Source organism: Streptomyces roseolus (genome assembly GCF_014649855.1).
Lineage (GTDB): Bacteria > Actinomycetota > Actinomycetes > Streptomycetales > Streptomycetaceae > Streptomyces > Streptomyces roseolus.
In genome coordinates, this window is sequence record NZ_BMTV01000002.1 from 25,523 (window position 1) to 51,194 (window position 25,672).

Genomic DNA, 25,672 nt, shown 5'->3' on the forward strand with positions numbered 1-25,672 from the left:
GACGGCGGCCCCCCGACCGGAAGGGTTCCGGTCGGGGGGCCGCCGAGGGGGACGGAGCGGGCCCGCTCAGCCGCGCTGGATGCCCGTCGCGTCCTGGAGGACGCCGCGGCGCCCGTCCTGCGTCTGCGCGATCAGCGCCTGGCCGCGCTGCTCCACGGCCAGGTACCAGGTGCCGGGGGCCAGTTCGGCGATCTGCGAACCGGAGCCGTCCTCCGCGTACAGCGGGCGGGCGACCGGCACGGCGAACCAGAACGGGGTGAAGTCCCCGCCGCCCTGCGCCTGCGGCTCGGGCTGCGGCGCCGGCTGCGCGGCGGCCGGCTGCGGCTGGCCGTACGGCTGGCCGCCCTGCGAGGCGTCCTGCGGCGCCGGGTACGGCTGCGGGCCCTGGTGGGCGCCCGGGTAGCCGTAGCCGCCGCCCTGGACGCCCGGCTGGCCGGGCTGCGCGCCGTACGGCTGCGCGACGGCCGGGCGCGGGGCGCCGACGAGCGGGGCCTTGAGGGCGGGGACCATCGGGGCGGCCAGGACGGCGGCGGCCAGGACGAGCGCGGCGATCAGGCCGAGGATGAGGCCGGCGCCGGCGTTCTCCGCCTCGAAGATCCACATGAGCAGGGTCCACGCCGAGGCGATCGTGAAGGCCGCCCCGATCTGGCCGAGCTCCAGGCCCACGACCTTGCGGGGCTGCGGCATGCCGTGCGAGACGACGACGAGCGCCGCGCCGGCGATGCCGAGGAAGAAGGAGCCCCAGCCCAGGTAGGAGATCTCCCAGGAGTTCACGCTGGTGTAGTACCGCGAGCATTCTTCGGGCGTCCCGGCGCAGCCGGCGATGTCGAGGAACGAGGCGATGAACAGCACCACCGCAGCACCGATCACTACGCCATCGCCTCGGGTGAGGGAGCGGATATTCACGTAAGAAGTCCTTCGTCGGGTCGTCGTCGCGTCGGGCAGGCGCCGGGTCTCGGCACGGGGGCGGCCCCATCGTACGGAGCGAATCTATCGCTCGCGGGTTCTACCCCTGGAGGTAGGTCACGATGCCGTCGGCGATGCCCTGCGCCGCCTTCTGCCGCCACGCCCCGGACGTCAGCAGTGCCGCGTCCTTCGGATCACGCATATTGCCGCATTCGACGAAGACCTTGGGCACGGTTGAGAGATTGAGCCCGCCGAGATCGGACCGGACGTCCAACCCCGTGCCGTCGCCGAGGTAGTTGGCGGGCGAGGTGCCGGTCGTCCGGGCGAAGGCGGCGGCGATCCGCTCGCCGAGCGTACGCGACGGGGCGACGATCGGGCCGGTGTCCGCCGATCCTTCACGGACCTCGGCGGGGACGATCACATGGAAGCCGCGGTTCCCCACGGCCGAGCCGTCCGCGTGGACGGAGACGACGGCGTCGGCCGCCGCCTCGTTCCCGATCCGTGCCCGCTCGTCGATGCACGGCCCGTACGGCCGGTCCGCGTCGTGCGTCAGGACCACCTCGGCGCCGCGTTCCTCCAGGGCCTTCTTCAGCCGGTGCGAGACGTCGAGCGTGAAGGCGGCCTCCGTGTACGCGGCCTTCCCCCCGGACGCGTTCGTGGAGGTCCCGGTGGTGTCGCACTCCTTGCGGGCCGTCCCGATGTCGACCTTCTCGCCGATCTCCCGCGGGTGCCGGAAGTTCCCCGGGTTGTGCCCCGGGTCGACGACGACCGTGCGGCCGGCCAGGGGGCGCGCGGCGTCGGCGGCCGGGGCGCGGGAGGGCGCGGGGGAGGGGGTGCGGGACGGGTCCGGGGTACGGCTCCGGTCGGGCGTCGTGGCCGCCGCGGCCGGGCCCCGGGTGCCCTCCGCGGCCTCGGAGGCGGCGCCGCAGCCGGCGAGCGCGGCGGAGCAGACGAGGGCGGCCAGGGCGGCGGGCAGGGAGCGGGTCACGGGGTTCCTGTGGTCGTACGGCACCCCGCGACTCTAGGCCCTCGCCCGGGCGAAACCGCGGACCGGATGTACCGGCTCGGTCACGCGGCCGCAAAACGGTGGACGCGCGGCCGGGGACCCGGGAAGGCTGGTGTCACGGAGTGGCGTGGGGGTCACCGCGCCTGGACCCACGAGGGGGAACCGGTGGGGGAAGAACCGAACGACGCGCGTCCCCAGGACGCGCCGCCCAGACCGAACCTGGACAAGGGGGACCCGAACGGGGGGACGTCCGGAGACACGTCGTCCGTCCCCTCCGGCGAGACGGTACGCATCCGCCCGGCCCGGCCGACGCCCCGGGACGCGAGGCCGGGGGGAGGGACGCCCGGCGACACGGCGCGGGACTCGGTGCCCCAGGACACGGCGCCCCGGGACGCCACCCTCGCCGACGTCCCGCCCGCGCGGGCGGTACCGGGAGGCGCGGCGCCCGGGGACGCGAGGCCGGCGGACGCCGTGCCCCTGCGGCCGGGCCCGGCGGGCGCCGGGCGGACGGGCGCCTCCCCCGGGGGCGCTCCGGCCGAGGACGCCACGCCGACGGGCTCCTTCCGGCTGGCCGCTCCGGCGCCCTGGGAGGCCCCGGCGGGGACGGCGGGCCAGAACGGCGGCCGGTCCGCGCAGGCGGCCGGGAGCGACGGCCCGGCCGCTCCGACACCGCACGGAGGCCCGCTCGCTCCGGCGGGTCAGAACGGAGGCCCGCTCGCTCCGGCCGGTCGGGACGGCGGGGCGGCCGCTCCCGTGGGGCAGAACGGCGGTTCGGCCGTCGGGGCGGGGCACGGCGGCTCCTTCGAGGCGGCGGCCGGCCCCGGATTCGGGCCGGCCTCGGACGCCTCCGGCGGTTCCGGCGGCTTCGGGCCGCCCTCCGGCGGGTTCGGCACGGGGCCCGGCCCCGCCGCCCCGCACGGGCAGGCGCCCGCGACCGCGCCCGGGTGGGCCGGGGCGGGCACCCTCCCGCCGCCGCCCCCCGCGCCGCCCGGCGGTCCCGGCGGTCCCGGCGGGTCCGGCGGGCAGGGGGAGGCGCGTCCGCTCCAGGCCGTCGCGGTGGGCCTGCTGAACCTCTCGTGCCTCGGGCTCGGCTACGTCCTGCTGCGGCACTGGATCGGCGCGGCGGTCTGCTGGGCGGCCACGGCCGCGCTGCTGCTGCTCGCGCTCCCGGCCGACGCGAACGGCGTCCCGGCGGGCGCGCTCGTCGGGTACGGGGCCGTGCTGCTCGCCGCCGCCGCCGACGGCGCCCGGCGCGGGCTGCGGGCCCGGCTCTCGCTCGGGGCCACGGCCCGGCGCCTCGCGCTGCCGCTCGCCGTCGTGCTGCTCGCCGCGCCGGCCGGCGCCACCGTCGCGTACGGGGCGGCCCGTGAGGAGGCCCGCGAGGAGGCGTTCCAGCAGTCCCTCCTGGCCCGGCTCGCCGCCGCCGACGCGCTGGTGAAGGCGAAGGAGGGCGTGGGCTTCGACCACGCCGAGCGCGACTACCGCACCGCCCTCGACACGTACGAGCGGCTGGCGCTCGACCACCCGGGCTCCCGCGCCGCGAAGCTGGTGCCGGAGCGGATGGACGCCTACTTCGCGTCCGTCTCCGCGCCGTACACGGAGAAGAAGTACTGCGAGGCCGTCGATCCGCTCACGCACCTGCGGTCGCTGCCGGACTCCGTGGACGAGGGCGTGCTCGGAAACCGCGCCGACGGGCTCGACGACTCGCTGGCGCGCTCGCTGTACGAGTGCGGCGCGGCGGAGTTCGGCCGGGGGGCGCTCCAGTCCTCCTACGCCTCGTTCACCGGACTGGCCTCGCTCTTCCCGAAGTCGGAGCACATCGGCAAGGTCGAGCGGCTCGTCGGCGACGGCCTGCGGAAGGCGGCCGCCCCGCTGGGCGACGGCAACGCGCCGGACCCCTGCGCCACCACCGAGCAGGTGCGCAAGCAGCGGGACGACGCCGCCGGGCTCAAGGGGTACGCGCTCGGCGGTCCCGTCGCGGACGCGGGCCGGGCCGTCCAGAAGGGCGCCTTCTCCTGCGGCGCCAAGCAGTTCCGCGACGGGCTGTACTCCGAGGCCGTCACGTCCATGGACCGCTACGCCAAGGACTACCCGAACAGCCCGCAGGCCGCCCACGCCCGCACGATCTCGATCGCCGCGCAGATCGCGGACCACGAGCCCGCCGCCGGCAAGAAGCTGCCGCCGGCGACGGCTCCGGGCGGTTCCCGGATGCCGATGGTGGTCAGCAACGACGGCAAGGAGTCCGTGGAGCTGCTCTACACCGGCCCGGTCACCGGGAAGATCACCCTGGAGGCGTGCGGCACCTGCGAGAACTACGGCACCCTCCGGGACGCGATCGACCCGGACGCCAAGCCCTGCGGCGGCCCGTCCTCGAAGTACCCGAAGGCGACGCTGCGGCTGCCCGCGGGCACGTACCACTTCCTCCAGCGGAGGGCCGGCGGCGGCTTCGCGGTGGCCGGCGAGACGAAGACCAGCAAGGCCTCCGTCGAACCCGGCTACACCTACACCAACTGCCTGTACGTGACGACCGTCCGCTGAGGCGGCGGAGCGCCTAGTACCCGTCCACGATCCGGTCCACGGCCGCCGCCACCAGCGCGTCCCGCTCCTCCTCCGCGAAGACGCCGGGAAGCGTGAGCTGCTCCACGATCAGCCAGTTGAGGGCGAGCATGAGCAGCTTGACGGAGGTGGCGTCGCCGGGCAGCCCGGAGGACTCGTGGAAGGCGACGTTGGCATCGACGTCGGCCCGCACCCGCTCGGTCAGGATCGAGCGGAGGGCGGGCCGGCGGGTGGCCTCCAGGCGCAGTTCGAGCAGGGCGAGGTAGCCGGTGCGGAAGGACGAGACCCGCCCGACCAGCTCCCGCATGATCCTCGTGTACGTCTCCTTGTCCCGGGGCGCCGTCCGGGTCTCCTCCATCGTCGCCTCGTCGGGCTGGAGCCGTTCGTAGACCCGGGCGCCGGCCTGGGTGAGGAGGGCGTCGCGGTTGGCGAAGTAGTTGGACGCGGTCCCGGTGGGCACCCCGGCCTCGGTGTCCACGGCCCGGAAGGTCAACCCGCGGGCGCCCTCGCGGGCCAGCACCTCGATCGCCGCGTCCACGAGCGCGGCGCGCCGCTCCTCGTTCCGCCTCGCCATGCACACCACTCCGATCGTAGTACTACAACTGAACCCCTTCTCGTAGGGTACGCGCCCCCCGCGCGTCCCCGCGATGAGTTCGCGCCGTCCGGGCGGTCACCACTCCGGAACGACCGAGCGAGGAGGACCCCCATGCCCGCCAGGCCCCCAGGCCCCAGCTGTTGAAGGTCCAGAACTTCTGCGTCTCCGCCGACGGGATCGCCGCCGGCGAGGACCAGTCCCCGGAACGGCCCTTCGGCCACGTCGACCCGGGCAGGCTCTTCGCCTGGGCCGGAGCGACGGCGAGCTGGCCCAACCGCACCGACCCCGGCGGCACCCGCGGCCTCGACGACCACCTGGTCCGCGACTTCCACCACGGCATCGGCGCGGAGATCATGGGCCGCAACAAGTTCGCGCCCCTGCGCGGCCCCTGGCGGGACGAGGACTGGAAGGGCTGGTGGGGCGAGGAGCCGCCCTTCCACACCCCCGTCTTCGTCCTCACCCACCACCCCCGCCCGTCCTTCACCCTCTCCGACACCACCTTCCACTTCCTCGACGCCGACCCGGCGACGGCCCTGGAGCGCGCGAAGGAGGCGGCGGACGGCAAGGACGTCCGCCTCGGCGGCGGCGTGACCACGGTCCGCGAGTTCCTGGACGCGGACCTCGTCGACACCCTCCACATCGCCGTCTCGCCGGTGGAGCTCGGCACCGGCCTCAAGCTGTGGGACACCCCCGAAGAGCTCACCGACCGCTTCCACCTGGACGTCGTGCCCAGCCCGAGCGGCGTCACCCACCACCTCTTCTGGCGCAGGTGACCCGCCCGCCCGCCCCGCGTCAGGCCGTGCGGCGCAGCACCCGCAGCGAGTCCGTGACCGAGACCTCCTCGAAATCACCGGACCCCAGGGCGCGCAGATAGATCCGGTACGGCGCCTGACCGCCGTCCGCCGGGTCCGGGAACACGTCGTGGATGACCAGCAGGCCCCCGGGGGCGACCCGGGGGGCCCAGCCCTCGTAGTCGTTCGTGGCGTGCTCGTCCGTGTGCCCGCCGTCGATGAAGACGAGCCCGAGCTCCCCGCCCCACACCTTCGCGACCTGCGGGCTGCGCCCGACGACCGCGATCACGTGCTCCTCCAGGCCCGCCTTCCGCAGCGTCCGGCGGAAGGTCGGCAGCGTGTCCATCACCCCGACCTCCGGGTCCACCACGGTCGGGTCGTGGTACTCCCACCCCGGCTGCTGCTCCTCGCTGCCCCGGTGGTGGTCCACGGTCACCGCGACCGTCCCCGCCCGCCGCGCCGCGTCCGCCAGCAGGATCGTCGACCGCCCGCAGTACGTGCCCACCTCCAGGAGCGGAAGCCCGAGCCTGCCGGCCTCCTCGGCCGCCGCGTACAGGGCGAGCCCCTCGCCGACGGGCATGAACCCCTTCGCGGCCTCGAAGGCGGCGAGGATCTCGGGAGTGGGCTCGGACATGCGGTTCTCCTACTGGCGAGTAGTACGTCGGTACGGGCGCCCATCGTGCCCTACCCGTCGCACTCGAACCACACCGTCTTCCCGTCCCTCCGCTCCTCCACCCCCCACCGGTCCGTCACGCCCTCCACCACCGCGAGCCCCCGCCCGCGCTCCGCCGACGCCTCCGGCGCCTTCGCGTGCAGGGCGCACGCCACTCCGTCCGCGACCTCCACCCGCAGCCCGTGCGGCTCCCGCAGGAACAGCACCGAGCACCGCCGCCCCGGCACGTGCCGCACGACGTTCGCGACGAGCTCGGTCAGCGCGAGCGTCGCGGAATCGGTCACCTGGTCGAGTCCCCAGCGCGTGAGGAACATGCGCAGGATGGTGCGCATGTGGCGGGCCGAATGCTCACCCACGGTGAAGCCCATCCGGTAGCTGGCCTCAAGTGCCGCAGGATGCAAGTCTGTTGGTTCGTTCATGCCCCCAGAGTGAGTGCGAGTGGTTACGCTCGGCTACGGACTGAACGCAACGCCACGGTGCGTACGCATTGGGGGGTGACCTCGCCATGGTCAACATCCGCAGCCTCGACCCCAGCGCCTCGCCGCTGGACTACTACGGCTACGAGCTCCGCCGCCTGAGAGAGGAAGCGGGGCTGAGCCAGTCGCAGCTCGGCGACATCCTCTACTGCACGGGCTCGCTCATCGGCCAGATCGAGACGACGAGGAAGGTCCCGACCAGGGAGTTCTCGGAGCGGCTCGACGCGGCGCTGATGACGGGCGGGCTGTTCTCGCGGCTGGTGGGGTTGGTGCTGAGGAGCCAACTGCCGTCGTGGTTTCGGCCGTACGCGGAGATGGAACAGAAGGCGACGTTCATCTACTCGTTCCAGGCTCAGCTGGTCGATGGTCTGCTCCAGACGGAGGGGTACGCGCGGGCCGTCCTGGGCGCCAGGTTCGAGAGTGACCTCGACGGCCTGGTCGCCGCCCGTATCGAGCGGCAGCGGGTCATGGAGCGGGAGGATCCGCCCCTGCTCTGGGTCGTCATGAGCGAGACGGTGCTGCGTCAGAGGGTCGGTGGGCGAGAGGTGATGCGAGATCAACTGGCCCACTTGTTGAGGGTGCAGGACCGCGAATGGGTCAAGATCCAGATGCTCCCGTTCGAGGTCGGGGCGCATGGAGGGCAGATGGGTTCCTTCAACCTCCTCCGCTTCTCGGACGACCCGGATCTCGTCTACACCGAGGACTTCGTTCAGGGTCATATGACAGTGGATTCAGCCGCGTTCAAGCAGGGGTCGCTCCGTTACGATCACCTCCGAGCGGCCGCTCTCTCGGTGGAGGATTCGTCCGCGCTGATCACCCGCGTCATGGAGGAGCACTATGGAGACCAACCAGAGCCTGGCGGGAGCGCGCTGGCGTAAGTCCTCGTACAGCGGGGACACGGGCGGCCAGTGCATCGAGTGCGCCCCGCTCGGCACCGCCGCCTGGCAGAAGTCCTCGTACAGCGCCGACAACGGCGGCCAGTGCGTCGAGGTCGCCGACCTCGCCGCCCACGTCGCCGTACGTGACTCCAAGAACCCCGAAGGCCCCGCCTTCCTCGCCTCGCCGGCCGCCTTCACGGCGTTCGTGAGCGCCGCCGCCGAGGGGCGCATCGGTCGCTGACCGACGATGGCGACCCTCATGGGGATGGTGATCCTCGCCCTCGTCCTGCCGACGTGGGCGGGGATCACGTACGTGGGGCTCGTCCGGGCCCGGCGGGAGAACGCCGGGCTTCCGCACCCGCCCCGCCCCCGGCGTACGCCCGCGAAGAAGGCGGCCTGGGTCGCCGTGCTCGCCTACGTCCTCGGCGGGGCGCTGCACCTGTACGGGCTCTCGTACCTGCCGTTTCTCCAGCCGGAGGACGCCTGCTGGTTCAAGGCCGGGTACATGGCCGTACCGGACTCCAGCAGCGCGCTGCCGGTGAGCCTGGTCTGCGCGGGGGAGGAGATCGTCCCGGTGTGGCTGAACCCGGGGCTCGGCGTCCTCGCCGTCACCGCCGTCGGCGCGACCGTCGCGTCCGTCGCGCTGGCGGTCACCGCCCGTCGAAGAGGTGCGCCAGCGTCGTCGGGGTGAGCCGGAGGCGGTCGAACGCGGTCCGGCAGCCGTCCCCGGCGGGGGACTGGGCCACGACGCCGACCCGCACCGGCCGGTCGGTGCCGAGCGCGAACTGCCGTACCAGGCTCCACCGTTCGCCGTCCTCGGACGAGTGGAAGGCGAACCGGTCGCCGGTCCGGCTGATCCGCAGCCACAGCGCGTCCACGGTCACGGGCGCGGCGACGGCGTCGTCCGAACGTCCCCGGGTCACGACCGAGAAGACCCCGTCCGTCGCGTCGGGCGCGCGCTCGAACGTGAGCTTCGCCCAGTGGTCGTCGTCGGCGTGGGCGATGAGCGCCCCGGCGTCCCACGCGCCGGCGAACCCGACCCGTACCCGGGCGGACAGCTGCCAGTCGCCGTCCGGCGGCGCGGTCAGCGCGAGCGCGGCGTCCCGCCGCCGGGTGCCGTCCAGCGGATCGGTGAACAGGTCGGTGCGGGCGGCGGCGTTGACGGTCAGGACGTCACCGTCCAGGGACCAGGAGGCGGGCGGGGTCACCCACGCCAGGCCGAGCGGAAGGGGGAGAGAGGGAGAGGTCGCGGGGTTCATGCCGCCATGATCGTGCCCGGCCGCGCCCGGAGCCGTACCACCGCCTGAAGATCCAACAACCCGCGCGGAAGTCCATGCGGAACGCTCCCGGGGGCGAGCCCGCCGTCGATCGGAGCGGGCCCCGGGCTCACCCCAGGTCGGGCCGCCCCAGCCAGGCCGGACGCACGGGCACCCCGTCGTCGAACCGCTCGACGTCGGGCATCACCTCGCCTGCGGGCTTCGCCTCGGGCGCGGTGGAGTCCTCGACCAGCTCCGCGACGGTGAAGCGGGTGACGTACGACTGCCAGGCGCCGTCGACGACGAGCAGGAAGCCGTCCGTCCGCCGGAGGAGCCGACGCCGCCGGGGGCTGCGCGGATGCTCGGGCGTATAGGCCCGCGCGCGCCGCTCCAGCTCGGCGAGGGCCTCCTCGCGCGTGCCGGTGACGTACGCCGGCACGGACGCCTCCATGTGCTTGCCCTCGCCCAGGCCGACGGTCGTCTCGACGACCAGCCCCCACGTGGTCGAGGACGCGGTCACGCGCCGGCCTCCGCGAGCACGGCCCGCAGCCTCCGTATCCCCGCCTTCCACTCCTCGCCGCCCGACTCCTCCCACAGCTCCAGGAGTTCGGACGGCTCGGCGAGGACGCGGTCGAGCGCGGCGACGGCCTCCGCGCGCAGCTCCACCGGCAACGCCCCCAGCGGCTCCTTCGGGGCGTACGAGGTCGTCACCGGCTCCCCGCCGGGGCACTGCGCCGCCACCAGCGCGGCCGCCGCGACGGCCTCGACGGAGAGGTCCGCGTCCAGGTAGTCGTCCCCGGTCCCGGTCACCTCGCGGAAGGCCGCGCGCAGCACGTCCGCCTTCTTCCCCGCCCCGGCCTCGTCCACCGTGTACGAGAAGTCCGCCGCCGTGTCGCTGTCGAACGGCCCGATGTCCCAGGTCCCCATGGCGTGCCCGCCCCTTCACGATCGTCTCTCGGTCTGCCCTGGCTATCGTGGCAGCGCCCACTGACAACGCGAGGAGCGACGGCGTGAGGAACGACGGGGAGCGGGGGTCCTCAGGGCGGCGCGTCCTGCGCGCACCGAGGCGGCGCGTGCGGAACGCGATCGTCGCGGGGCTGGCCGGTGCCCTGCTGGGCGCGGGCCTGGCCGCGTGGGGGACCGGCGCGTTCGACCGGGAGGCGAAGGCGGCGCCGTGCTGGGGCGGCCTCGGCGACGAGACGCTCAAGGGCCTCTTCGGCGACGCCCGGATCCACGTCGAGGAGCAGCGGTTGATGCGGGGGCGCGGGGAAGCGGTCCTCGGCACCTGCCGGATCACCGAACAGGGGAAGTACTTCTACGAGGACCAGCTCACCGTCCGGGTCCACCGGCTCGACGGCCTCCGGGGGACGGACGCCCACGACTGGCCCGCCGAGTTCCTCAACCCGTTCATGGCCCCGCTCGGGAAGGACCTGCCGGGCATGGCCTCCACCACGCGCGCGTGGCTGGCGTTGTCCCCCCGCTGCACAGGTGAACTCCGCAGTGACGGTCCGGTGGTCGTGGACCTGGCCATGGGTCCGGCGAACTTCGACGACGACTGGGTCGGGGAGGACGACGACGCCCGGCGGGCCGCGATGGGCCGCGCCGTCGTCGGGACGGCGACGACCGTGCTCCGGTCCCTGGGGTGCTCCACCCCCCTCCCGGCCCCGCCCGCGACGCTCCCCGGCACCGTCGAGGAGAACCGCGCGGCCGACGAACCCCTGTGCGGCGTCAAGGGGCTCCACCTGCCGGCGTCGTACGCGAAGAAGCCGCCGCCCGGCGGCTGGGAGCCCTTCAGCCGGCACCGCAGGAGCGGCGACGACGCCCTGGTCCGGGTGTGCGACGCCGATCGGGGCCACGGTCCCCGGCTGCGGCTGACCACCGTCACCCACCCGGGCCTGGTGAACCTCTTCACCGCGAGCGCCCTGCGGGGCGGCGCGAGGGTCAGCGGCGCCGACAGGAAGGGCTTCGGTGCCGTGAACGCCGCCCGGGCCGCCTACAGGGCCGCGTGCCCCTCCGGAGAGGTCCTCTTCATGGTGGAGCAGTCGGACAACGTCCAGGGCCACCCCTACGACCTCACCGCCGCCCTCCTCCCCGGCTACGCGGCCGCGGAGGCGGAGCGCCTGGGCTGCGGCCCGCTGCGGATCCGGCCCGGCCCGGAGGACTGAGGGCCGGTCGCCCCGCGCGCGGCAGGGTGCGGGGCGTGCCGGGCCTGATCACAGTTCGAGGGCGTGGCCCGTCGTCGCGTCCACGTGGGCCGGGACCGGGTCGTGGCGGTCGCCGACCGTGGAGGTGCCGGTGGGTTCGAGGAGGAGGATCGACGCGCCGCCGGGGGCGTACGGCCGGTGCTCGACGCCCCGGGGGACGGTGAAGACCGAGCCCTTCGGGAGGCGGACCGTGCGCTCGCCGGCCGGTTCGCGGAGCGCGATCGACAGCTCGCCGTCGAGGACGAGGAAGAACTCGTCGGTGTCGTCGTGCGCGTGCCACAGGTGCTCGCCCTCGACCTTGGCCACGCGCACGTCGTAGTCGTTGACGCGGGTGACGATCCGGGGGCTCCACAGGGCGTCGAAGGAGGCGAGGGCGGCGGCGAGGGCGATGGGCTCGTCGCCGGTCACGGGTTCGTTGCTGGTCATGGGGTGATCCTCGCCGTGGCGGCGGGTCCGGCGGGAGTGCTAGGAATCGCACATGTCGCATGGATCCTCGCAGCGGGCCGCCCGGTCCTCCGCCACCGGGCGCCGCTCCGCCCTCCACCGGGTCGTCGTGATCGTCGACGCCAACTCCAACCCCTTCGAACTGGGCTGTGCCAGCGAGGTCTTCGGGCTGCGCAGGCCGGAGCTGGGCGAGGGGCGGGAGCTGCTGTACGACTTCCGGCTCTGCTCGCCGGAGCCGGAGACCCTCATGCGGGACGGGTTCTTCACGCTGACGGGGGTGCGGGGCCTGGAGGCGGCCGACACGGCCGACACGGTCATCGTGCCCAACCGGCCCGACGTGGCCGTGCCGCGCCGCCCCGCCGTGCTCGACGCGATCCGGCGGGCGCACGCGCGGGGGGCGCGGCTGGTCGGCTTCTGCAGCGGGGCGTTCACGCTCGCGGAGGCCGGTGTCCTGGACGGGCGGCGGGCGACCGCGCACTGGCAGTGGGCGGACGCCTTCCGGGCGCGGTTCCCGGCCGTGCGCCTGGAGGAGGACGTGCTGTTCGTCGACGACGGCGACATCCTCACGGCGGCGGGCAGCGCGGCCGCCCTCGACCTGGGGCTGCACGTGGTGCGGCGCGACCACGGGGCGGAGGTGGCGAGCGCGGTGAGCCGGCGGCTCGTCTTCGCCGCCCACCGGGACGGCGGGCAGCGGCAGTTCATCGAGCGGCCCGTGCCGGAGGTCCCCGAGGAGTCACTGGCGCCGGTGCTCGCCTGGGCGCAGGAGCGGCTCGACCGGCCACTGACGGTGGCCGACCTCGCCGCGCGGGCGGCCGTCAGCCCCGCGACCCTGCACCGGCGCTTCCGGGCGGAGCTGGGCACGACGCCGCTGGCCTGGCTGACGGGGGAGCGGGTGACGCTGGCCCGCCGGCTCCTGGAACGGGGGGAGGCCCGGCTCGACGTGGTGGCGCGGGCGAGCGGGCTCGGCACGGCGGCCCATCTGCGGACCCTGGTGCGCCGCGAGACGGGGCTGTCGCCGTCGGCGTACCGGAACCGCTTCGGCCCGGGCGGGACGTGAGTCCCGGCCCGGGCCGCGGGGGTCGTACGGATCATGCGGGGTGTGCGGGTCGTGCGGGGGCGCCATGCGGGCGGCGGCGGTCTCAGTTGGAGTGGGCGGAGATGTCGCCGTGGGAGGTGGTGGCGCGGATCGTGAGGCCGGCGCCCGCGCCCTCGGCGTTCCGGAGGGCGTTGCTGACGCGGCCGTAGGAGGTGCCGGCGTCGAGGGTCGCGGCGACGCCGCGGGCGGCGCCGACCGAGATCGAGCCGGACCGCGTGCTCAGCTCCACCGAACCGGCCGTCGCCTCGGCGATCCGCAGGTCGCCGCGGGCGGTGGTGAGTTCGGCGTCGCCGTTGACGCGGCCGAGGGTGATGTTCCCGTCCTGGAGGCCGATCCGGACGCGGCCGGCCTCGTCGAGCTTGACCGGGCCCCGGGCGGCCTCGAAGGTGACGTCCCCGAGCCGGCCGACGCCGCGCAGGTCGCCGGCGGCGGCCTTGCCCTCGACGGAGGAGCCGGCCGGGAGCTGGACGGTGATCTCGACGGAGCCGGAGGCGCCGAACAGCTGGTTCTTCGCCTCGGGGGCGGTGATCCGCAGGACGCCGTCCGCGAAGGAGACCGAGGTCTCCTCGGCGGCCTTCACGTCACGGGACCGGCCGGCGGAGGCGGGGCGGACGTCGACGGTGACGTCCGCGCGGTCGGCGGCGATGAAGCGGAGGTGGCCGGCCGGGACGGAGACGAGGGCGGCGATCGGGGCGGTGGCGGCGAAGGTCTGCATGGTGGGCGCTCCTGTGGAGTGGTGTTCCCGTCGGCGTTTCCGACATGAGAAAAGCTACGTTGCTTTCCATTCTTCAGCAACTAGTTCGTTGCACTGGATCGATGAAATACCTGGTGGTTGCCGATATTTCGTTGCAATGAAATAAGAATTGATGCAACGGCCTGAAGGTGTCGCGTTGCAATGGAGGGAGGGTGAACGCTATGCTGGCCGCGTTGTGGACGTACGGGGTCGAAAGGGGAGTGCGATGCCGGGAGGCAGGCTCACTCAGCAGGAACGTCAGCAGATCGCGCTGGGGCTGGCGGACGGGCTCGCGTACGCGGAGATCGGCAGGCGGCTCGACCGCCCCACCTCCACCGTCACCCGCGAGGTGATGCGCAACGGCGGCCCCACCGCCTACCGCCCCGACCTCGCGCACCGCGCCACCGAGGGTCGCGCCCGCCGGCGCCGGCCCGGGGGCGCCGCCGCGGTGCCGGCCGCGCGGGCGGACGGGCGGGACGCGGCGGCCGTGCGCGACTACGAGGAGGCGTTCGCCACCGTCTTCATGCAGAGCGGCCTGCCCCGGATGACCGCCCGCGTCCTCGCCGCCCTCTACGCCACCGACGCGGGCAGCCTCACCGCCGGCGAGCTCGGCGAGCGGCTCCAGGTCAGCGCCGGCTCCATCTCCAAGGCCATCGCCTTCCTGGAGAGCCAGAGCCTCATCCGCCGCGAGCGCGACGACCGGCGCCGCGAGCGGTACATCGTCGACGACGAGCTCTGGTACCAGTCCATGATCGCCGCCGCCAAGGCCAACGAGCAGATGGTCGAGATCGCCCGGCAGGGCGTCGCCGTCCTCGGCCCCGGCACCCCCGCCGCCGCCCGCCTGGAGAACGTCGCCCGCTTCATGGACTTCGTCAGCGAGGGCATCGTGCGCGCGGCCGAGCAGGCCCGGGAGATCCTGCTGACGAAGCCCGCGGAGCCGGAGGGCGCGCCGGACGGGGAGTGAGGCGGCCCGTCCGGGGGTGCTCGGGGGCTCGTCCGGAGGTGCGGGGACGTGGGCCATATCTGACCTATCGTCAGATATGGCCTTCCGTGCAATGGAACGTGTTCTGCTCTGCGCGCCATGGGCATCGCCGTCACGCACGAACAGCGGGACCTCGCCCGGCCCGTCCGCGCCTGGCTCACCCGCGCCGCACCCCCCGAAGAGCTCCGCCGCCGGCTCGACGCGCCCGAGCCGCCGGCCGGCCCGCCCACTGGGACGCCGCCGCCGCGCAGGGCCTCCTCGGGATCCACGTACCGGAGGAGCACCGTCGTCGGTGTCGGCACGACGAGGTTCGAGAAGCCCGGGACCCGGGACCGGCAGCACTGGGACATGGCCCGCGAGGCCGGCACCGCCGCCCTCGTCGCCTCCGCGCGCTTCGTCGCCGAACACGGCCCGGAGGAGCGGGCCGTGGAGATCGCGGGCCAGGCCATGACCACCGACACCGGCGAGTCCTTCGCCTCCGGCTCCTGCGTCGACGCCGTCGGCCGGCCCATGTCCCGGGAGGCGGCGCGGCGGGCGTACGAGGCCTCCGGGCTCGGCATCGAGGACGTCGACGTCATCGAGCTCCACGACTGCTTCTCCGTCAACGAACCCCTCACCTACGAGGCCCTCGGCCTGTGCGCGGAGGGCGCCTCGGGGAAGCTCGTCGAGTCCGGCGCCACCACCTACGGCGGACGACGGGTGGTCAACCCCTCCGGCGGGCTCATCTCCAAGGGGCACCCGCTCGGCGCCACCGGCCCCGCGCAGGCCGCCGAACTCGTCCGGCAGCTCCGCGGCGAGGCCGCCGACCGCCAGGTCCCCGGTGCCCGCGTCGGCCTCGCCCACAACATCGGCCTCGGCGGCGCGGCGGTCGTGACCCTCCTGCGTCGCAGGGCGTAGGTCCTTCTTCCCCGGGAACGGGCCTTTCCGCGCATGTACGGGGCGGAAGCGGTCTGCGACCATGACACGCATGCCGCAGACCGACTCCGCCCCCGGAAGCACCGTCACCCGCCGCCCCATACGCACGGCCCGGCCCTGGCTCGTCGTCCTCGTCGCCTGCGCCGGGCAGTTCCTCGTCGTCCTCGACGTGTCGGTCATGAACGTGGCCCTGCCCTCCCTCAAGGCCGACCTCGGCCTCGGCGCCCTCGGGCTCCAGTGGGTCCTCAACGCCTACGCGATCGCCTTCGCCGGCTTCATGCTGCTCGGCGGCCGGGCGGCCGACCTGTACGGGCGCAAGGCCATGTTCCTCGCGGGCCTCGGGCTCTTCACCGCCGCCTCCGTCGTCGGCGGCCTCGCCCCCGAGGGCGGCTACCTCATCGGCGCGCGGGCCGCGCAGGGACTCGGGGCGGCGGCGCTCTCCCCGGCCACCCTCACCCTCGTCACCTCCGCCGTCCCCGCCGGCGCCGCCCGCACCCGCGCCATCGCCACCTGGACGGCGGTCGGCGCGGCGGGCGGCGCCGCGGGCGGCTTCGTCGGCGGCCTCCTCGTCGACCTCCTGAACTGGCGCTGGGTGCTCCTCGTCAACGCCCCCCTCGGCGTCCTCATCCTCGCCGCGGCCGCGCTCTGGCTCTCCGAGAGCCGCACCGCCGCCGGACGCCGCCCGGACCTGCCCGGCGCGGTCCTCGTCACCGGCGGCCTGGCGACGCTCGCGTACGGCATCGTGCAGACCGAGATGGCCGGCTGGGCCTCCGCCGCGACCCTGCTGCCGCTCCTCGGCGGCCTCGCGCTCCTGGCGGTCTTCGTCGCGGTCGAGAAGCGCGCGAAGGAGCCCCTCGTCCCGCTCGGCATCTTCCGCAACCGGGCCGTCTCCGCCGCCAACACCGGCATCATGCTGTGCGGCGCGAGCTCCTTCGCCATGTGGTTCTTCATGACCGTGTACGCCCAGAACGTCCTCGGCTACACCCCGCTCCAGGCCGGACTCGCCCTCGTGCCCAGCTCGCTGGCCGTCCTCGTCGGCTCCAAGGCCGCGCCCCGCCTGATGGCCGTCACCGGCGCGCGGACGCTCGCGATCGCCGGCATCCTCACGGCGGCGGCCGGCTTCGCCTGGCAGTCCACGCTCACCGCCGACGGCACCTTCCTCACCACGGTCCTCGGCCCCGGCATCGTCATGATGGCCGGCATCGGCCTCGCCACCACGCCGCTCGCCACCCTCGCCACCTCCGGAGCCGCCCCCGGCGACGCCGGCCTCGTCTCCGGCCTCGTCAACACCTCCCGGACGATGGGCGGCGCGATCGGCCTCGCCCTGCTGACCACGGTCGCGGCCGCCGCCACCCCGGACCCCGACCACCTCGTCCCCGGCTACGCGGCGGCCTTCCGCGTCTCCGCCGCCATCCTCCTGACGGCGGCGGTCCTGATGACCCTCTGGCTCCCCAGGAAGGCCGCCGCCTAGAGCCACCCCTGCTGCCGTGCGGCCCGAGCCGCCTCCATCCGGTTCCGCGTCCCGGTCTTCCCGATGGCGGCGGAGAGGTAGTTCCGCACGGTCGACTCGGACAGCCGCAGCCGCCCCGCGATGTCGGCGACCGTCGCCCCGTCCACCGCCGCCGCCAGCGCCTCCCGCTCACGGGCGGTCAGCGGGTTCGGCCCGGCGCCGAGCGCGGCGGCGGCGAGCGCCGGATCGACGACGGTCTCGCCGCGCAGCACCGCCCGGATCGCCTCCGCCAGCTCCTCCACCGGCCCGTCCTTCACCAGGAACCCGGCCGCCCCCGCCTCCATCGCCCGCCGCAGATACCCCGGCCGGCCGAACGTCGTCAGGATCAGCACCCGGCAGTCCGGCACCTCGTCCCGCAGCTCCGCCGCCGCGTCGAGCCCCGACCGTCCCGGCAGCTCGATGTCCAGCAGCGCCACATCGGGCCGCGCCAGCAGCGCCCGCTCCACGATCTCGTCCCCCCGCCCCACCTGGGCGACGACCTCGATGTCCGCCTCCATCCCGAGCAACAGCGCGAGCGCCCCGCGCATCATCCCCTGGTCCTCGGCAAGCAGCACCCGAACCGACTTGCCGGGCCGGTGGTCCTGCGGCATCTCGTTCACACCCGAAAGCGTAGGCCGGGCGGGCTTCCCCCGCGGGGTGGAACGCGCGTGCCCTCGTCACGGGATGATCGTTTCCCCGGCATGAAGAAGATCATCAGCGTCACCGCCCTCGCCCTCGCCGCCCTCGCCTCCGCCGCCCCGGCCCACGCCGACGACGAATCGAACTTCGGCGGCGGGGTCGACGCCGCCGACAACTGGAACTTCACCGCCGCGGACGTCTGCGTCCAGGAATTGGCCGTGGTCCCCGCCCTCAGCGACTGGACGGGGAACCACAAGAACAACTGCTCCAACGGCAACGTCATCGACCACGCGAAGTAGCCGGCTCCGCCGCCCGTGGCGTCGCCGGAAGTTTCGCCGAGAGACGGAAGCCGCCGCCCGGGGCACCGGCCGTCGTGAGGGAGCCGCCCGCCGCCGCGAGGCGCTCTCCCAGGCCGCGCAGACCGCTGCCGGAGGGGTCCGCGGCCGCGCCCCGGCCGTCGTCCGTGACCGTGAGGCGGACCTGCTCCAGAGCGCTCGACACGACGATCTCGCAGCGGGTGGCGGCCGCGTGCCGGACGACGTTCGTCACCGCCTCCCGCACCACCCAGCCGAACAGCTCCTCCGCCACCGGGTCGAGCGGCGGGCCCGAGCGCCGTATCACCGGCTCCACCTCCGCCGCGGCCAGCGCCGACCTCGCCCGGTCCAGCTCCGTGCCCAGACCGCTCTCGCGGTAGCCGGTCACCGCCTCCCGGATCTCGGTCAGTGCCTGCCGGCCCACCGATTCGATGTCCGTGATCTGGCCGAGCGCCGCGTCCGGGTCGTGCGGCACGAGCCGCCGCGCCGCCTCCGACTTCACCACGATCACCGACAGCGTGTGGCCGAGCAGGTCGTGCAGGTCCCGGGAGAAGCGCAGCCGCTCCCGCTCCACCGCCGAACGGGCCAGCTCCTCGCGGGTGGCCCGCAGTTCGGCGACCGTGTCGTTCAGCGCGAGGATCGCCGCCGTCACCATGGTCGAGACGAACGTCCCGTACACGATCCCGATCGAGTCCCAGCCGTCCCGCCAGAAGGTCACCAGCCCGACCGCCGCCACCAGCGGCAACGTCAGGCGCCGGAGCTCCCGGGCGCCCCGCGCGACCGCGCCGAGCGCCAGCCCGAGCAGTGGGCACAGCAGCAGCCATTCGCGGCCGTAGCCGATCGCGAGGGCGAAGGTGACGGCCGCCAGCGCGCCCAGCAGGACCCAGGTGGTGGTTCTCGCACGGCGGCTCTTGTCGAACGCGCGGAGGACGACGGCGATGTAGAGGGTGTTGAAGGCCAGCAGGCCCGCCATGCCGAGCCAGGGGTTGGGGGCCTCGCCGCTGACGAGGTGCGAGAGCGAGCCCATCCCCATGAGCAGCCACGGCAGCAGGCTCAGCCCGCCCGGCCTCCGTTCCTTGCGGCCCTCGCCCCGCTTCCGCGATCGGATCCCCATCTCGCGCTCCCCGTGTCAGACCGTCCGTGCGGAACGACGGTACGAGACCGCCGCGTACGTCCCGAAGACCGCGGCCCACGCGGCGAGCAGCGGCACCGCGGCCGCGGTCGGCGTGTGCCCCTCTGCGAAGGCCGTGCCCAGCTCCGCGAAGCGGCGGGTCGGGGTCCAGGCCGAGACCGCCGCCAGCCAGTCGGGGAAGAGTGCCACCGGGAACCAGAGGCCTCCGACGACCGCGAGTCCGAGGGTGCACGCCACGTTCACCGCCCCGGTCGTCTGCGGTGCAAGGCGGTATCCGTTGCCGAGGCCGAGCAGTGTGAAGGGCAGCGAGCCCAGCCACAGCGCCACCGCCGTCGCCGCCCACTGGAGCGGCGGCATCCGTACGCCGTTGAGCAGCCCGCCGGCCAGCAGCACCGCCCCGATGGACGGCAGCACCACCACCGCCCCGGTCAGGGCCCGCCCCGCGACCACCCGGCGCGGGCTCATCGGGGTGATCCGTAGCTGCCGCAGCCAGCCGGTCGACCGGTCCTCGGCGACGGCGCCGCCGAGCGAGACGGCCGCGCCGAGCGCGCCGTACGCGGCCATGCCCACCATGGCGGCGGTCCTGGCAGCGGGGTCGTGCTGCCCGCCGAGGTTGGTGAACAGCAGGTACATCAGCACCGGGATGCCGACGGTGGAGATGACGAACCCCTGGTCCCGCAGGGTGCGGAGGGCCTCCAGGCGGGCGTACGCGACCGTGGTGGACAGGGCGGTGTTCATCGGTTCGCCTCCGGGTTCCGGGCGGTCCCGTCGGCGCGGGTGAGGCCGAGGAAGACGTCCGCCAGGGCGGGCGGGGCGACCTCCAGGCCCCGGATCGCGTCCCGCGCGGCGAGGGCCCGTACGGTCGCGTCCGGGTCGTCGGTGCGGAGCCGGGCGCGGTCGCCGCGGATCTCCACCTCCGTCACCCCGGGCAGCCCGGAGAGGAACGCCGCCGGGGCACCGGCCAGGTCCACGGCGACGAGCGCCCCGCCGGTCGTCCGCCTCAGCTCCTCGGGCGTGCCGTCGGCGACAACCCGGCCGCCGTCGAGGACGACGATCCGGTCGGCGAAGGAATCCGCCTCCTCCAGGTGGTGGGTGGAGAAGAGGGCGGTTCCGCCCCGCCGGGCGTAGCCGCGCATCGCCTCCCAGAACGCGCCGCGGGCCGCCACGTCGAGCGCCACCGTCGGCTCGTCCAGGACGACCAGCTCCGGGGCGCCGGCCAGCGCGACGGCGAACCGGACCCTCTGGGCCTGGCCGCCGGAGAGGCGGCCGACCCGGCGGTCGGCGAGGGCGGTCAGCCCGGCGAGGGCGAGGGCGTCGGCGACGGGCATCGGCCGGGGGTAGGTCCGGGCGACGAAGCCGACGAGTTCGCGCACGGTGACCCGGGGGACGGCACGCCCCTCCTGGAGCATCGCCCCGACCCGGCCCGCGCGGACGGCCTGCCCGGGGGTGCCGCCGAGGAGGGAGACCCGCCCGCTGTCGGGGGTGTCGAGACCGAGGAGGAGACCGAGGGCGGTGGACTTCCCGGCACCGTTGCGGCCGAGCAGGGCGAGGGTCTCACCACGCCGGACGGCGAGATCCACCCCGTCGGCGGCCCGGACGGGGCCGTACGTCTTGGTGACCGCCTCGAAGACGGCCGCGGGTTCCTGTGTCATGGGCCCGAAGGTACGGAGCGGGGCACGGGCCGCGGCAGGCTCCCGCGTACGGACTTCGCGGTGACAAATGTCCCGGGTCCCGGGACCTGTGGCGCATTCTGACGTACCGTCAGAAGCGTGGGTGCACGAGGGTTCCCAACGCTTCGGCCCTCCGCTATACATGGGGGACACCGAACTGGAACGCGTTCTACACCGGCGCGTACGGGACGGTTCCCGCACGGCCTCGGCGTGACCGACGGTGCGGACGGTCGCGCCGAGGTCTTCCCCTCCAAGGACCTCCAAGGAGCAGCAAGCCGATGCCCATTGACGCCGCCAAGGCCCTCGCCGCCGAGCCCCGCAGCGCCGAGATCGCCTGGGACCACAAGGACGTCCAGCTCTACCACCTCGGCCTCGGCGCCGGCAGCCCCGCGACCGACCCGGCGGAGCTGAGGTACACCCTCGAATCCCGGCTGCACGTGCTGCCCAGCTTCGCCACCGTCGCCGGCGCCGGCATGGGCGTCGTCGGCGGGCTCTCCGCCCCGGGCATCGACATCGACCTCGCCGCCGTCCTCCACGGCGGCCAGTCGATCACCCTCCACCGCCCGCTGCCCACCGGCGGCCGCGCCGTCTCCACCTCCCGCGTCGCCGCCGTGTACGACAAGGGCAAGGCCGCCGTCCTCGTGCTGCGCTCCGAGGCCGCCGACGACGAGGGCCCGCTGTGGAGCTCCGACGCCCAGATCTTCGTCCGCGGCGAAGGCGGCTGGGGCGGCGACCGCGGCCCCTCCGAGCGGCTCGAACTCCCCGAGCGGGCACCGGACCGGACCGTCGAGCGGGCCGTCCGCGAGGACCAGGCCCTGCTCTACCGCCTCTCCGGCGACTGGAACCCGCTCCACGCCGACCCCGACTTCGCGAAGCTCGCGGGCTTCGACCGGCCGATCCTGCACGGCCTGTGCACCTACGGCATGACGCTCAAGGCGGTGGTGGACACGGTGCTCGACGGAGACGTCGCCAGGGTCCGCTCGTACCGCACCCGCTTCGCCGGGGTCGTCTTCCCCGGCGAGACCCTGCGCATCCGGATGTGGGCCGGGGGCGGCCGCGTCCAGGTGACGGTGACGGCCGTGGAGCGCGACGACGCGCCCGTACTCGCCGACACCCTCGTCGAACACGCCTGATCCGCTGATGGGAGCCGCACCATGCGCGCAGCCGGACTGCACGAGATCGGCCAGGACAAGCTGGAGGTCCTCGACGACGTCGAGGCGGTGGGCTTCGGCCCGGGCAGGGTGCGGATCCGGGTGCGGGCCACCGGCCTGTGCCACTCGGACCTCTCCGCCATGAGCGGCGTCCTGCCGCAGCCCGCGCCCTTCGTCCCCGGCCACGAGGGCGCGGGCGAGATCCTCGACGTCGGCGACGGCGTCACCGGACTCGTCCCCGGCCGGCGGGTCCTGCTCTGCCGGCTGCCCGCCTGCGGAAGCTGCGCCGCCTGCCGACGCGGCCAGACCCGGCTCTGCCTCGCCGGCTTCGTGAACGCCGGCACCCCCAACTTCAAGCGCCCCGGCGGGGACGTCTTCGGCTTCGCCGGCACCGGCACCTTCACCGAGGAGGTCGTCGTCGACGCCGGCTGCGCCGTCCCCATCCCGGACGACGTGCCCTTCGACATCGCCGCCCTCATCGGCTGCGGCGTCACCACCGGCCTCGGCGCGGCCATCAACACCGCCGAGGTGGAGGCCGGTTCGTCGGTCGCCGTGATCGGCTGCGGCATCGTCGGCCTCACCACCTCCACGGCGCTCGCCCTCGCCCGGTACGGGGTGACCGCCAACGCCATCTGCCCCCGGGCCCGCACCCGCATGACGGAGGACGCCTTCGCCGGCTTCGCCGAGCCCACGGGCGAGGACGAGCTCGACCCGCTGTCGCCCGAGCACGTGGCCCCGCTCGTCGGCTACCTCGCCTCCCCGGCGGCGGCCCGCGTCAACGGGCAGCTGCTCGTCGTCCACGGCGGGATGGCCGCCGTCGTCGAACGGCCCCGGGTGGCGGCCACGTTCGACACCGCCAAGGAGGCCTTCGGCTTCGAGGAGCTCGACGGGCTGCTCACCCCGTACTTCGCGGAGCGCCCGCCGAACGAGACCTTCGCGGCCGCCGAGGTCCTGGGGCTGAAGAAGGGCTGAACCCCGGCCCGCGGGACGGGGCCGGCGGCGGGGACGGCGAAGGGCCCCGGGGGAGCGGATCCCCCGGGGCCCGGCGCCGTCGCGCGCGGACGAGGAGCTAGCCCTCGTTCGCCTCGCGGCGGTGCCGTCCGTGCGGGGCGGAGGTGGTCTCCTCCGCCGGCGCGGCCGGGCCCCGGTGCCGTCCGGCACCCGTGCCCTGCGCCTCCTCCGTGGACTGCGTGCTGTCGTTCGCCATGTCGTGCTCACCCCGTGGACGTGCCTGTGCGTGCGGTACTGCGGCGGTGAGTCTAACCAGCGGGTCTACGGTCCGTCAGAGGCGCCTGCTGGAGCGGCACCGGCCGCAGCGCGCGCGGCTGCCCCTCCTCCGCCGAAGGCACCGCTTCCGCTTCCGTCCCCGCTTCCGCCCTCGGCTCCGGCTCCGGCTCGTCCGGCACCGTCAGCCCGGCCAGCGCGCACGGCAGCTCCGCCGTGGAGCACGGCAGCCGCAGGACGCCCTCCGGCGACCACGCCCCGGCCCCCGCCACCCACCCGGGCGGCGCCGCCACCTGGTGCATCCGCCGCCCCGAGGGCCGCCACAGGCCCACCCAGCTGCCGCCCGCCGCGTCGATCCGCAGCGCCACCCCGCAGCTCTCCGGCATCAGCACCTGCCCCGGCTGGACCGCGAACGGCGTCACCGCCGCGTCGTCGAGGCGCAGGCACTCGGGGAAACGCACCGGCAGCAGGCTCCCCAGCACCCCCCAGCCGAGCCGCTCGTGCCCCGGCGAGGGCGCGTCCGACCGGATCAGCAGCAGCCCGCTGTCCGGGTCCGCGAGCAGCAGCCGGTCGTCGCTCGCCTCGGTGATCTGGAGCAGCGGCGACACCTCGCCGCCCCGCTCCAGGTCCACCGCCACCGTCTTCACCGGCCCGTCGCCCAGCCGCCGGTCCAGGGCCAGCATCCGCCCCGTACGGTCGAGCCACACCCCGCCCGCGCAGTGGCCCGGGAGCACCGCGACCCGCTCCGGGCCGAAGGCGCCGCCCGCCACCAGCCAGAGCGTGGTGGACTCCGGGCCGATGTGACGCGCGTAGGCGCAGATGCCGTCCGGGGACGGCGGCAGCAGCTCCACCGGGCCGGGGCCGGGCGCCTCCACCGAGCCGAGCCGCAGCTCGCCGGTGCCGGGACCGGTCGGGTACAGCAGCGAGAAGGTGTGCCGCCGCCCGTCCACCCGGCGGCACACCAGGACCCGCCCGTCGGCGAGCGGCAGCAGCTGCGCCTCGCGCTCCTCGGGCTGGTCCAGGGGGAGCGGCACGGCGTACGGCTCCGGGCCGTCGAGGGTCCAGCGCTCCGCGTACAGGGCGTCCCCGGAACCCGCGAGCCGGGCCGCGTAGGCGCCGTTCGCGGTGATCGTGAAGCCCGCCGGGGGGTGGACGGCCGTCCCCTCGTGGTCGCCGTCACCGGCCGTGGTCTCGATGGCCAAGGCTGTCATCGACTCGTCACCTCCGGCCACGAAGCTAGTTTTCGCACTTCCAGCCGAACAACACGAGCCCGCGCACTTCACACATATGGATGGCGGTGCGCCGGTTCGATTGAGCGGAGGGGCCGGTTGTGCTGGCGGGGCCAGGGGTACGTAAGGTAAGGCCAACCTAAGCGGATCCTGTGACTCCGCGGGTACGCCCTTCGCGTCGTCCCCCTCGACGTCCGCCATCGAAGAGGAGCCTTTCGATGTCCATCCGCCGCCGCGGCACCGCCGCCGTCGTCGCCCTCGCCGCCGCGCTCTCCCTCGCGGCCTGCGGAGGCGGCACCGACTCCTCCGACGCCGCGGAGAAGGAGGACGCCGCGAAGAAGAAGGACGTCGCCACCGGCGGCAAGGACTTCGGCGACGCGGCCGCCAAGACCGCCGCCCTGGGCACCGACGCCAAGCCCGGCCAGTTCCCCCGCACCCTCACCCACGCCATGGGCAAGAGCGAGATCAAGGCCGCCCCGAAGCGGGTCGTCGTCCTCGACGTCGGCGAGCTCGACAACGTCGTCTCCCTCGGCGTCCAGCCCGTCGGCTACGCCCCCTCCGAGGGCGACGACGGCATCCCCGGCTACCTCGCCAAGGACGCCGGCAGCCCCAAGTCCGTCGGCACCATCAACAACCTCAACCTGGAGGCCATCGCCAACCTCCAGCCCGACCTCATCCTCGGCAGCCAGCTCCGCGCCGCCGACAAGTACGACGAGCTGTCGAAGATCGCGCCGACCGTCTTCTCCATCCGCCCGGGCTTCACCTGGAAGGAGAACTACCTCCTCAACGCCGCCGCGCTCGACAAGACCGCCGAGGCGAAGGAGAAGCTCGCCGCGTACGAGACGAAGGCGAAGCGGCTCGGCACGGACGTCGGCCCGGACAAGCCGACGATCTCGATGGTCCGCTACCTGCCCGGCAAGATCCGCCTCTACGCGAAGGCGTCGTTCATCGGCACCATCCTGGAGGACGCCGGCCTGCCCCGGCCGAAGAACCAGCAGGTGGACGACCTCGCCGTCGAGGTCAGCCCGGAGAAGATCGACCAGGCCGACGCCGACTGGATCTTCACCGGCGTCTACGGCGACGCCAAGGCGACCAAGAAGGACGCCGCCCAGGGCAACCCGCTCTGGAAGAACCTGGAGGCCGTCAAGGCCGGCCGGGCCAAGGACGTCCCGGACGAGACCTGGTACCTGGGCCTCGGCGTGACGGCGGCGAACAGCGTCCTCGACGACCTGCGCGCCGACCTGGTGAAGAAGTAGGGGCCCGGCCCCCGGGTCGTCCACGGCCCAGGACGGCGGGGCACGGAGGACAGGTAG

At 74.5% G+C, this 25,672-nt stretch carries 28 protein-coding genes and 3 pseudogenes; 15 read left to right on the forward strand and 16 right to left on the reverse strand.

Annotation, left to right across the window (positions count from 1 at the left end; genetic code table 11):
* Positions 1–66: 66 nt before the first annotated feature.
* Together IE245_RS02160 and IE245_RS02165 are read right to left on the reverse strand one after the other, a co-directional pair.
* Complete coding sequence (locus IE245_RS02160) at positions 67–906, reverse strand: hypothetical protein (RefSeq protein ID WP_189944909.1); 840 nt, start codon at positions 904–906, stop codon at positions 67–69.
* Positions 907–1,006: 100 nt separating this feature from the next.
* A complete protein-coding gene (locus IE245_RS02165; protein ID WP_189944911.1) occupies positions 1,007–1,918 on the reverse strand; it encodes an N-acetylmuramoyl-L-alanine amidase in 912 nt (303 codons plus the stop codon).
* A 360-nt stretch (positions 1,919–2,278) separates the two neighbouring features.
* Here IE245_RS02165 and IE245_RS02170 point away from each other — a divergent pair, with 360 nt between their 5' ends.
* The gene (locus IE245_RS02170) at positions 2,279–4,450 is read left to right on the forward strand and encodes a hypothetical protein (protein WP_189944912.1); all 2,172 of its coding nucleotides are present in this window, start codon (positions 2,279–2,281) and stop codon (positions 4,448–4,450) included.
* Between the two features lie 13 nt (positions 4,451–4,463).
* Here IE245_RS02170 and IE245_RS02175 read toward each other — a convergent pair whose 3' ends face one another.
* On the reverse strand, positions 4,464–5,042 hold the full coding sequence (locus tag IE245_RS02175) for a TetR/AcrR family transcriptional regulator (RefSeq protein WP_189944914.1): 579 nt from the start codon (positions 5,040–5,042) through the stop codon (positions 4,464–4,466).
* Positions 5,043–5,200: 158 nt separating this feature from the next.
* Between IE245_RS02175 and IE245_RS02180 the strand changes: the two genes are divergently transcribed.
* The gene (locus IE245_RS02180) at positions 5,201–5,836 is read left to right on the forward strand and encodes a dihydrofolate reductase family protein (RefSeq protein ID WP_189945258.1); all 636 of its coding nucleotides are present in this window, start codon (positions 5,201–5,203) and stop codon (positions 5,834–5,836) included.
* Positions 5,837–5,855: 19 nt separating this feature from the next.
* On the opposite strand, the gene IE245_RS02185 is transcribed toward IE245_RS02180, so the two are convergent.
* Complete coding sequence (locus IE245_RS02185; RefSeq protein WP_189944916.1) at positions 5,856–6,488, reverse strand: class I SAM-dependent methyltransferase; 633 nt, start codon at positions 6,486–6,488, stop codon at positions 5,856–5,858.
* Between the two features lie 50 nt (positions 6,489–6,538).
* A complete protein-coding gene (locus IE245_RS02190) occupies positions 6,539–6,946 on the reverse strand; it encodes an ATP-binding protein (RefSeq protein ID WP_229851042.1) in 408 nt (135 codons plus the stop codon).
* Positions 6,947–7,032: 86 nt separating this feature from the next.
* Between IE245_RS02190 and IE245_RS02195 the strand changes: the two genes are divergently transcribed.
* The 3 genes from IE245_RS02195 to IE245_RS02205 are packed head-to-tail and all read left to right on the forward strand — an operon-like array spanning position 7,033 to position 8,572.
* Complete coding sequence (locus IE245_RS02195; protein ID WP_189944918.1) at positions 7,033–7,881, forward strand: helix-turn-helix domain-containing protein; 849 nt, start codon at positions 7,033–7,035, stop codon at positions 7,879–7,881.
* Positions 7,841–8,122 (forward strand): DUF397 domain-containing protein, encoded by a 282-nt coding sequence (locus IE245_RS02200; RefSeq protein WP_189944920.1) that lies wholly within the window; start codon positions 7,841–7,843, stop codon positions 8,120–8,122. Before IE245_RS02195 ends, IE245_RS02200 begins: the two co-directional genes overlap by 41 nt.
* A gap of 24 nt (positions 8,123–8,146) precedes the next feature.
* Entirely contained in the window at positions 8,147–8,572 is a 426-nt protein-coding gene (locus IE245_RS02205) for a hypothetical protein (RefSeq protein ID WP_189944922.1), read from the forward strand.
* Here IE245_RS02205 and IE245_RS02210 read toward each other — a convergent pair.
* The 3 genes from IE245_RS02210 to IE245_RS02220 form a co-directional block, all read right to left on the reverse strand.
* Positions 8,532–9,140: a DUF1349 domain-containing protein gene (locus IE245_RS02210; RefSeq protein ID WP_189944925.1), complete on the reverse strand. Its 609-nt coding sequence runs from the start codon at positions 9,138–9,140 to the stop codon at positions 8,532–8,534. The genes IE245_RS02205 and IE245_RS02210 overlap by 41 nt on opposite strands.
* Before the next feature lie 127 nt (positions 9,141–9,267).
* Positions 9,268–9,588: a hypothetical protein gene (locus IE245_RS02215; protein ID WP_229851050.1), complete on the reverse strand. Its 321-nt coding sequence runs from the start codon at positions 9,586–9,588 to the stop codon at positions 9,268–9,270.
* Positions 9,589–9,653: 65 nt separating this feature from the next.
* Positions 9,654–10,064, reverse strand: coding sequence for a DUF4259 domain-containing protein (locus tag IE245_RS02220; protein WP_189944928.1), 411 nt, complete (start codon positions 10,062–10,064; stop codon positions 9,654–9,656).
* Between the two features lie 146 nt (positions 10,065–10,210).
* On the opposite strand from IE245_RS02220, the gene IE245_RS02225 reads away from it, so the two are divergent.
* A complete protein-coding gene (locus IE245_RS02225) occupies positions 10,211–11,302 on the forward strand; it encodes a hypothetical protein (protein WP_189944929.1) in 1,092 nt (363 codons plus the stop codon).
* A 48-nt stretch (positions 11,303–11,350) separates the two neighbouring features.
* On the opposite strand, the gene IE245_RS02230 is transcribed toward IE245_RS02225, so the two are convergent.
* Complete coding sequence (locus IE245_RS02230; protein ID WP_189944930.1) at positions 11,351–11,767, reverse strand: cupin domain-containing protein; 417 nt, start codon at positions 11,765–11,767, stop codon at positions 11,351–11,353.
* 52 nt (positions 11,768–11,819) lie between these two features.
* Between IE245_RS02230 and IE245_RS02235 the strand changes: the two genes are divergently transcribed.
* The gene (locus IE245_RS02235) at positions 11,820–12,842 is read left to right on the forward strand and encodes a GlxA family transcriptional regulator (RefSeq protein ID WP_189944931.1); all 1,023 of its coding nucleotides are present in this window, start codon (positions 11,820–11,822) and stop codon (positions 12,840–12,842) included.
* A gap of 82 nt (positions 12,843–12,924) precedes the next feature.
* Here the strand turns inward: IE245_RS02235 and IE245_RS02240 are convergent, their stop codons facing one another.
* Positions 12,925–13,596: a DUF4097 family beta strand repeat-containing protein gene (locus IE245_RS02240; RefSeq protein WP_189944932.1), complete on the reverse strand. Its 672-nt coding sequence runs from the start codon at positions 13,594–13,596 to the stop codon at positions 12,925–12,927.
* A 244-nt stretch (positions 13,597–13,840) separates the two neighbouring features.
* Here IE245_RS02240 and IE245_RS02245 point away from each other — a divergent pair, with 244 nt between their 5' ends.
* The 3 genes and pseudogenes from IE245_RS02245 to IE245_RS02255 all read left to right on the forward strand — a co-directional run bounded on the left by IE245_RS02245 (position 13,841) and on the right by IE245_RS02255 (position 16,982).
* Positions 13,841–14,578 (forward strand): GbsR/MarR family transcriptional regulator, encoded by a 738-nt coding sequence (locus tag IE245_RS02245; RefSeq protein WP_189944933.1) that lies wholly within the window; start codon positions 13,841–13,843, stop codon positions 14,576–14,578.
* A 387-nt stretch (positions 14,579–14,965) separates the two neighbouring features.
* Positions 14,966–15,493, forward strand: a pseudogene (locus IE245_RS02250) (thiolase C-terminal domain-containing protein); the annotation flags it as partial.
* A 61-nt stretch (positions 15,494–15,554) separates the two neighbouring features.
* Entirely contained in the window at positions 15,555–16,982 is a 1,428-nt protein-coding gene (locus IE245_RS02255) for an MFS transporter (protein WP_189944934.1), read from the forward strand.
* Here the strand turns inward: IE245_RS02255 and IE245_RS02260 are convergent.
* Entirely contained in the window at positions 16,979–17,611 is a 633-nt protein-coding gene (locus IE245_RS02260) for a response regulator transcription factor (RefSeq protein ID WP_189945260.1), read from the reverse strand. The genes IE245_RS02255 and IE245_RS02260 overlap by 4 nt on opposite strands.
* 90 nt (positions 17,612–17,701) lie before the next feature.
* On the opposite strand from IE245_RS02260, the gene IE245_RS02265 reads away from it, so the two are divergent.
* Positions 17,702–17,938, forward strand: coding sequence for a hypothetical protein (locus tag IE245_RS02265; protein ID WP_189944936.1), 237 nt, complete (start codon positions 17,702–17,704; stop codon positions 17,936–17,938).
* Here IE245_RS02265 and IE245_RS02270 read toward each other — a convergent pair.
* Genes IE245_RS02270 through IE245_RS02280 form a run of 3 tightly spaced genes read right to left on the reverse strand, consistent with a single transcriptional unit; the run spans position 17,919 to position 20,737 of the window.
* Positions 17,919–19,067 carry a sensor histidine kinase gene (locus IE245_RS02270; protein WP_189944938.1) on the reverse strand — a complete coding sequence of 383 codons (1,149 nt, stop codon included), beginning with the start codon at positions 19,065–19,067 and terminating at the stop codon, positions 17,919–17,921. The two genes, IE245_RS02265 and IE245_RS02270, sit on opposite strands and share 20 nt — an antisense overlap.
* Positions 19,068–19,082: 15 nt before the next feature.
* Positions 19,083–19,823, reverse strand: a complete 741-nt coding sequence (locus tag IE245_RS02275; protein ID WP_189944940.1) for an ABC transporter permease — start codon at positions 19,821–19,823, stop codon at positions 19,083–19,085.
* A complete protein-coding gene (locus IE245_RS02280) occupies positions 19,820–20,737 on the reverse strand; it encodes an ABC transporter ATP-binding protein (protein ID WP_189944942.1) in 918 nt (305 codons plus the stop codon). Before IE245_RS02280 ends, IE245_RS02275 begins: the two co-directional genes overlap by 4 nt.
* 296 nt (positions 20,738–21,033) lie before the next feature.
* Here IE245_RS02280 and chsH3 point away from each other — a divergent pair, with 296 nt between their 5' ends.
* From chsH3 to IE245_RS37890, 3 genes and pseudogenes are all read left to right on the forward strand, one after another.
* A complete protein-coding gene (chsH3, locus tag IE245_RS02285) occupies positions 21,034–21,888 on the forward strand; it encodes an enoyl-CoA hydratase ChsH3 (protein ID WP_189944944.1) in 855 nt (284 codons plus the stop codon).
* Between the two features lie 21 nt (positions 21,889–21,909).
* Positions 21,910–22,483: pseudogene (locus IE245_RS37885) on the forward strand (alcohol dehydrogenase catalytic domain-containing protein); the annotation flags it as partial.
* Positions 22,471–22,878 (forward strand): annotated as a pseudogene (locus IE245_RS37890) (SDR family oxidoreductase); the annotation flags it as partial. The pseudogenes IE245_RS37885 and IE245_RS37890, both read left to right, overlap by 13 nt.
* Before the next feature lie 97 nt (positions 22,879–22,975).
* Here IE245_RS37890 and IE245_RS02300 read toward each other — a convergent pair.
* Together IE245_RS02300 and IE245_RS02305 are read right to left on the reverse strand one after the other, a co-directional pair.
* A complete protein-coding gene (locus tag IE245_RS02300; RefSeq protein ID WP_189944947.1) occupies positions 22,976–23,113 on the reverse strand; it encodes a hypothetical protein in 138 nt (45 codons plus the stop codon).
* A 52-nt stretch (positions 23,114–23,165) separates the two neighbouring features.
* Complete coding sequence (locus tag IE245_RS02305; protein WP_189944950.1) at positions 23,166–24,341, reverse strand: hypothetical protein; 1,176 nt, start codon at positions 24,339–24,341, stop codon at positions 23,166–23,168.
* 236 nt (positions 24,342–24,577) lie between these two features.
* Here IE245_RS02305 and IE245_RS02310 point away from each other — a divergent pair, with 236 nt between their 5' ends.
* Complete coding sequence (locus IE245_RS02310) at positions 24,578–25,615, forward strand: ABC transporter substrate-binding protein (RefSeq protein ID WP_189944952.1); 1,038 nt, start codon at positions 24,578–24,580, stop codon at positions 25,613–25,615.
* Positions 25,616–25,672 lie beyond the last annotated feature (57 nt).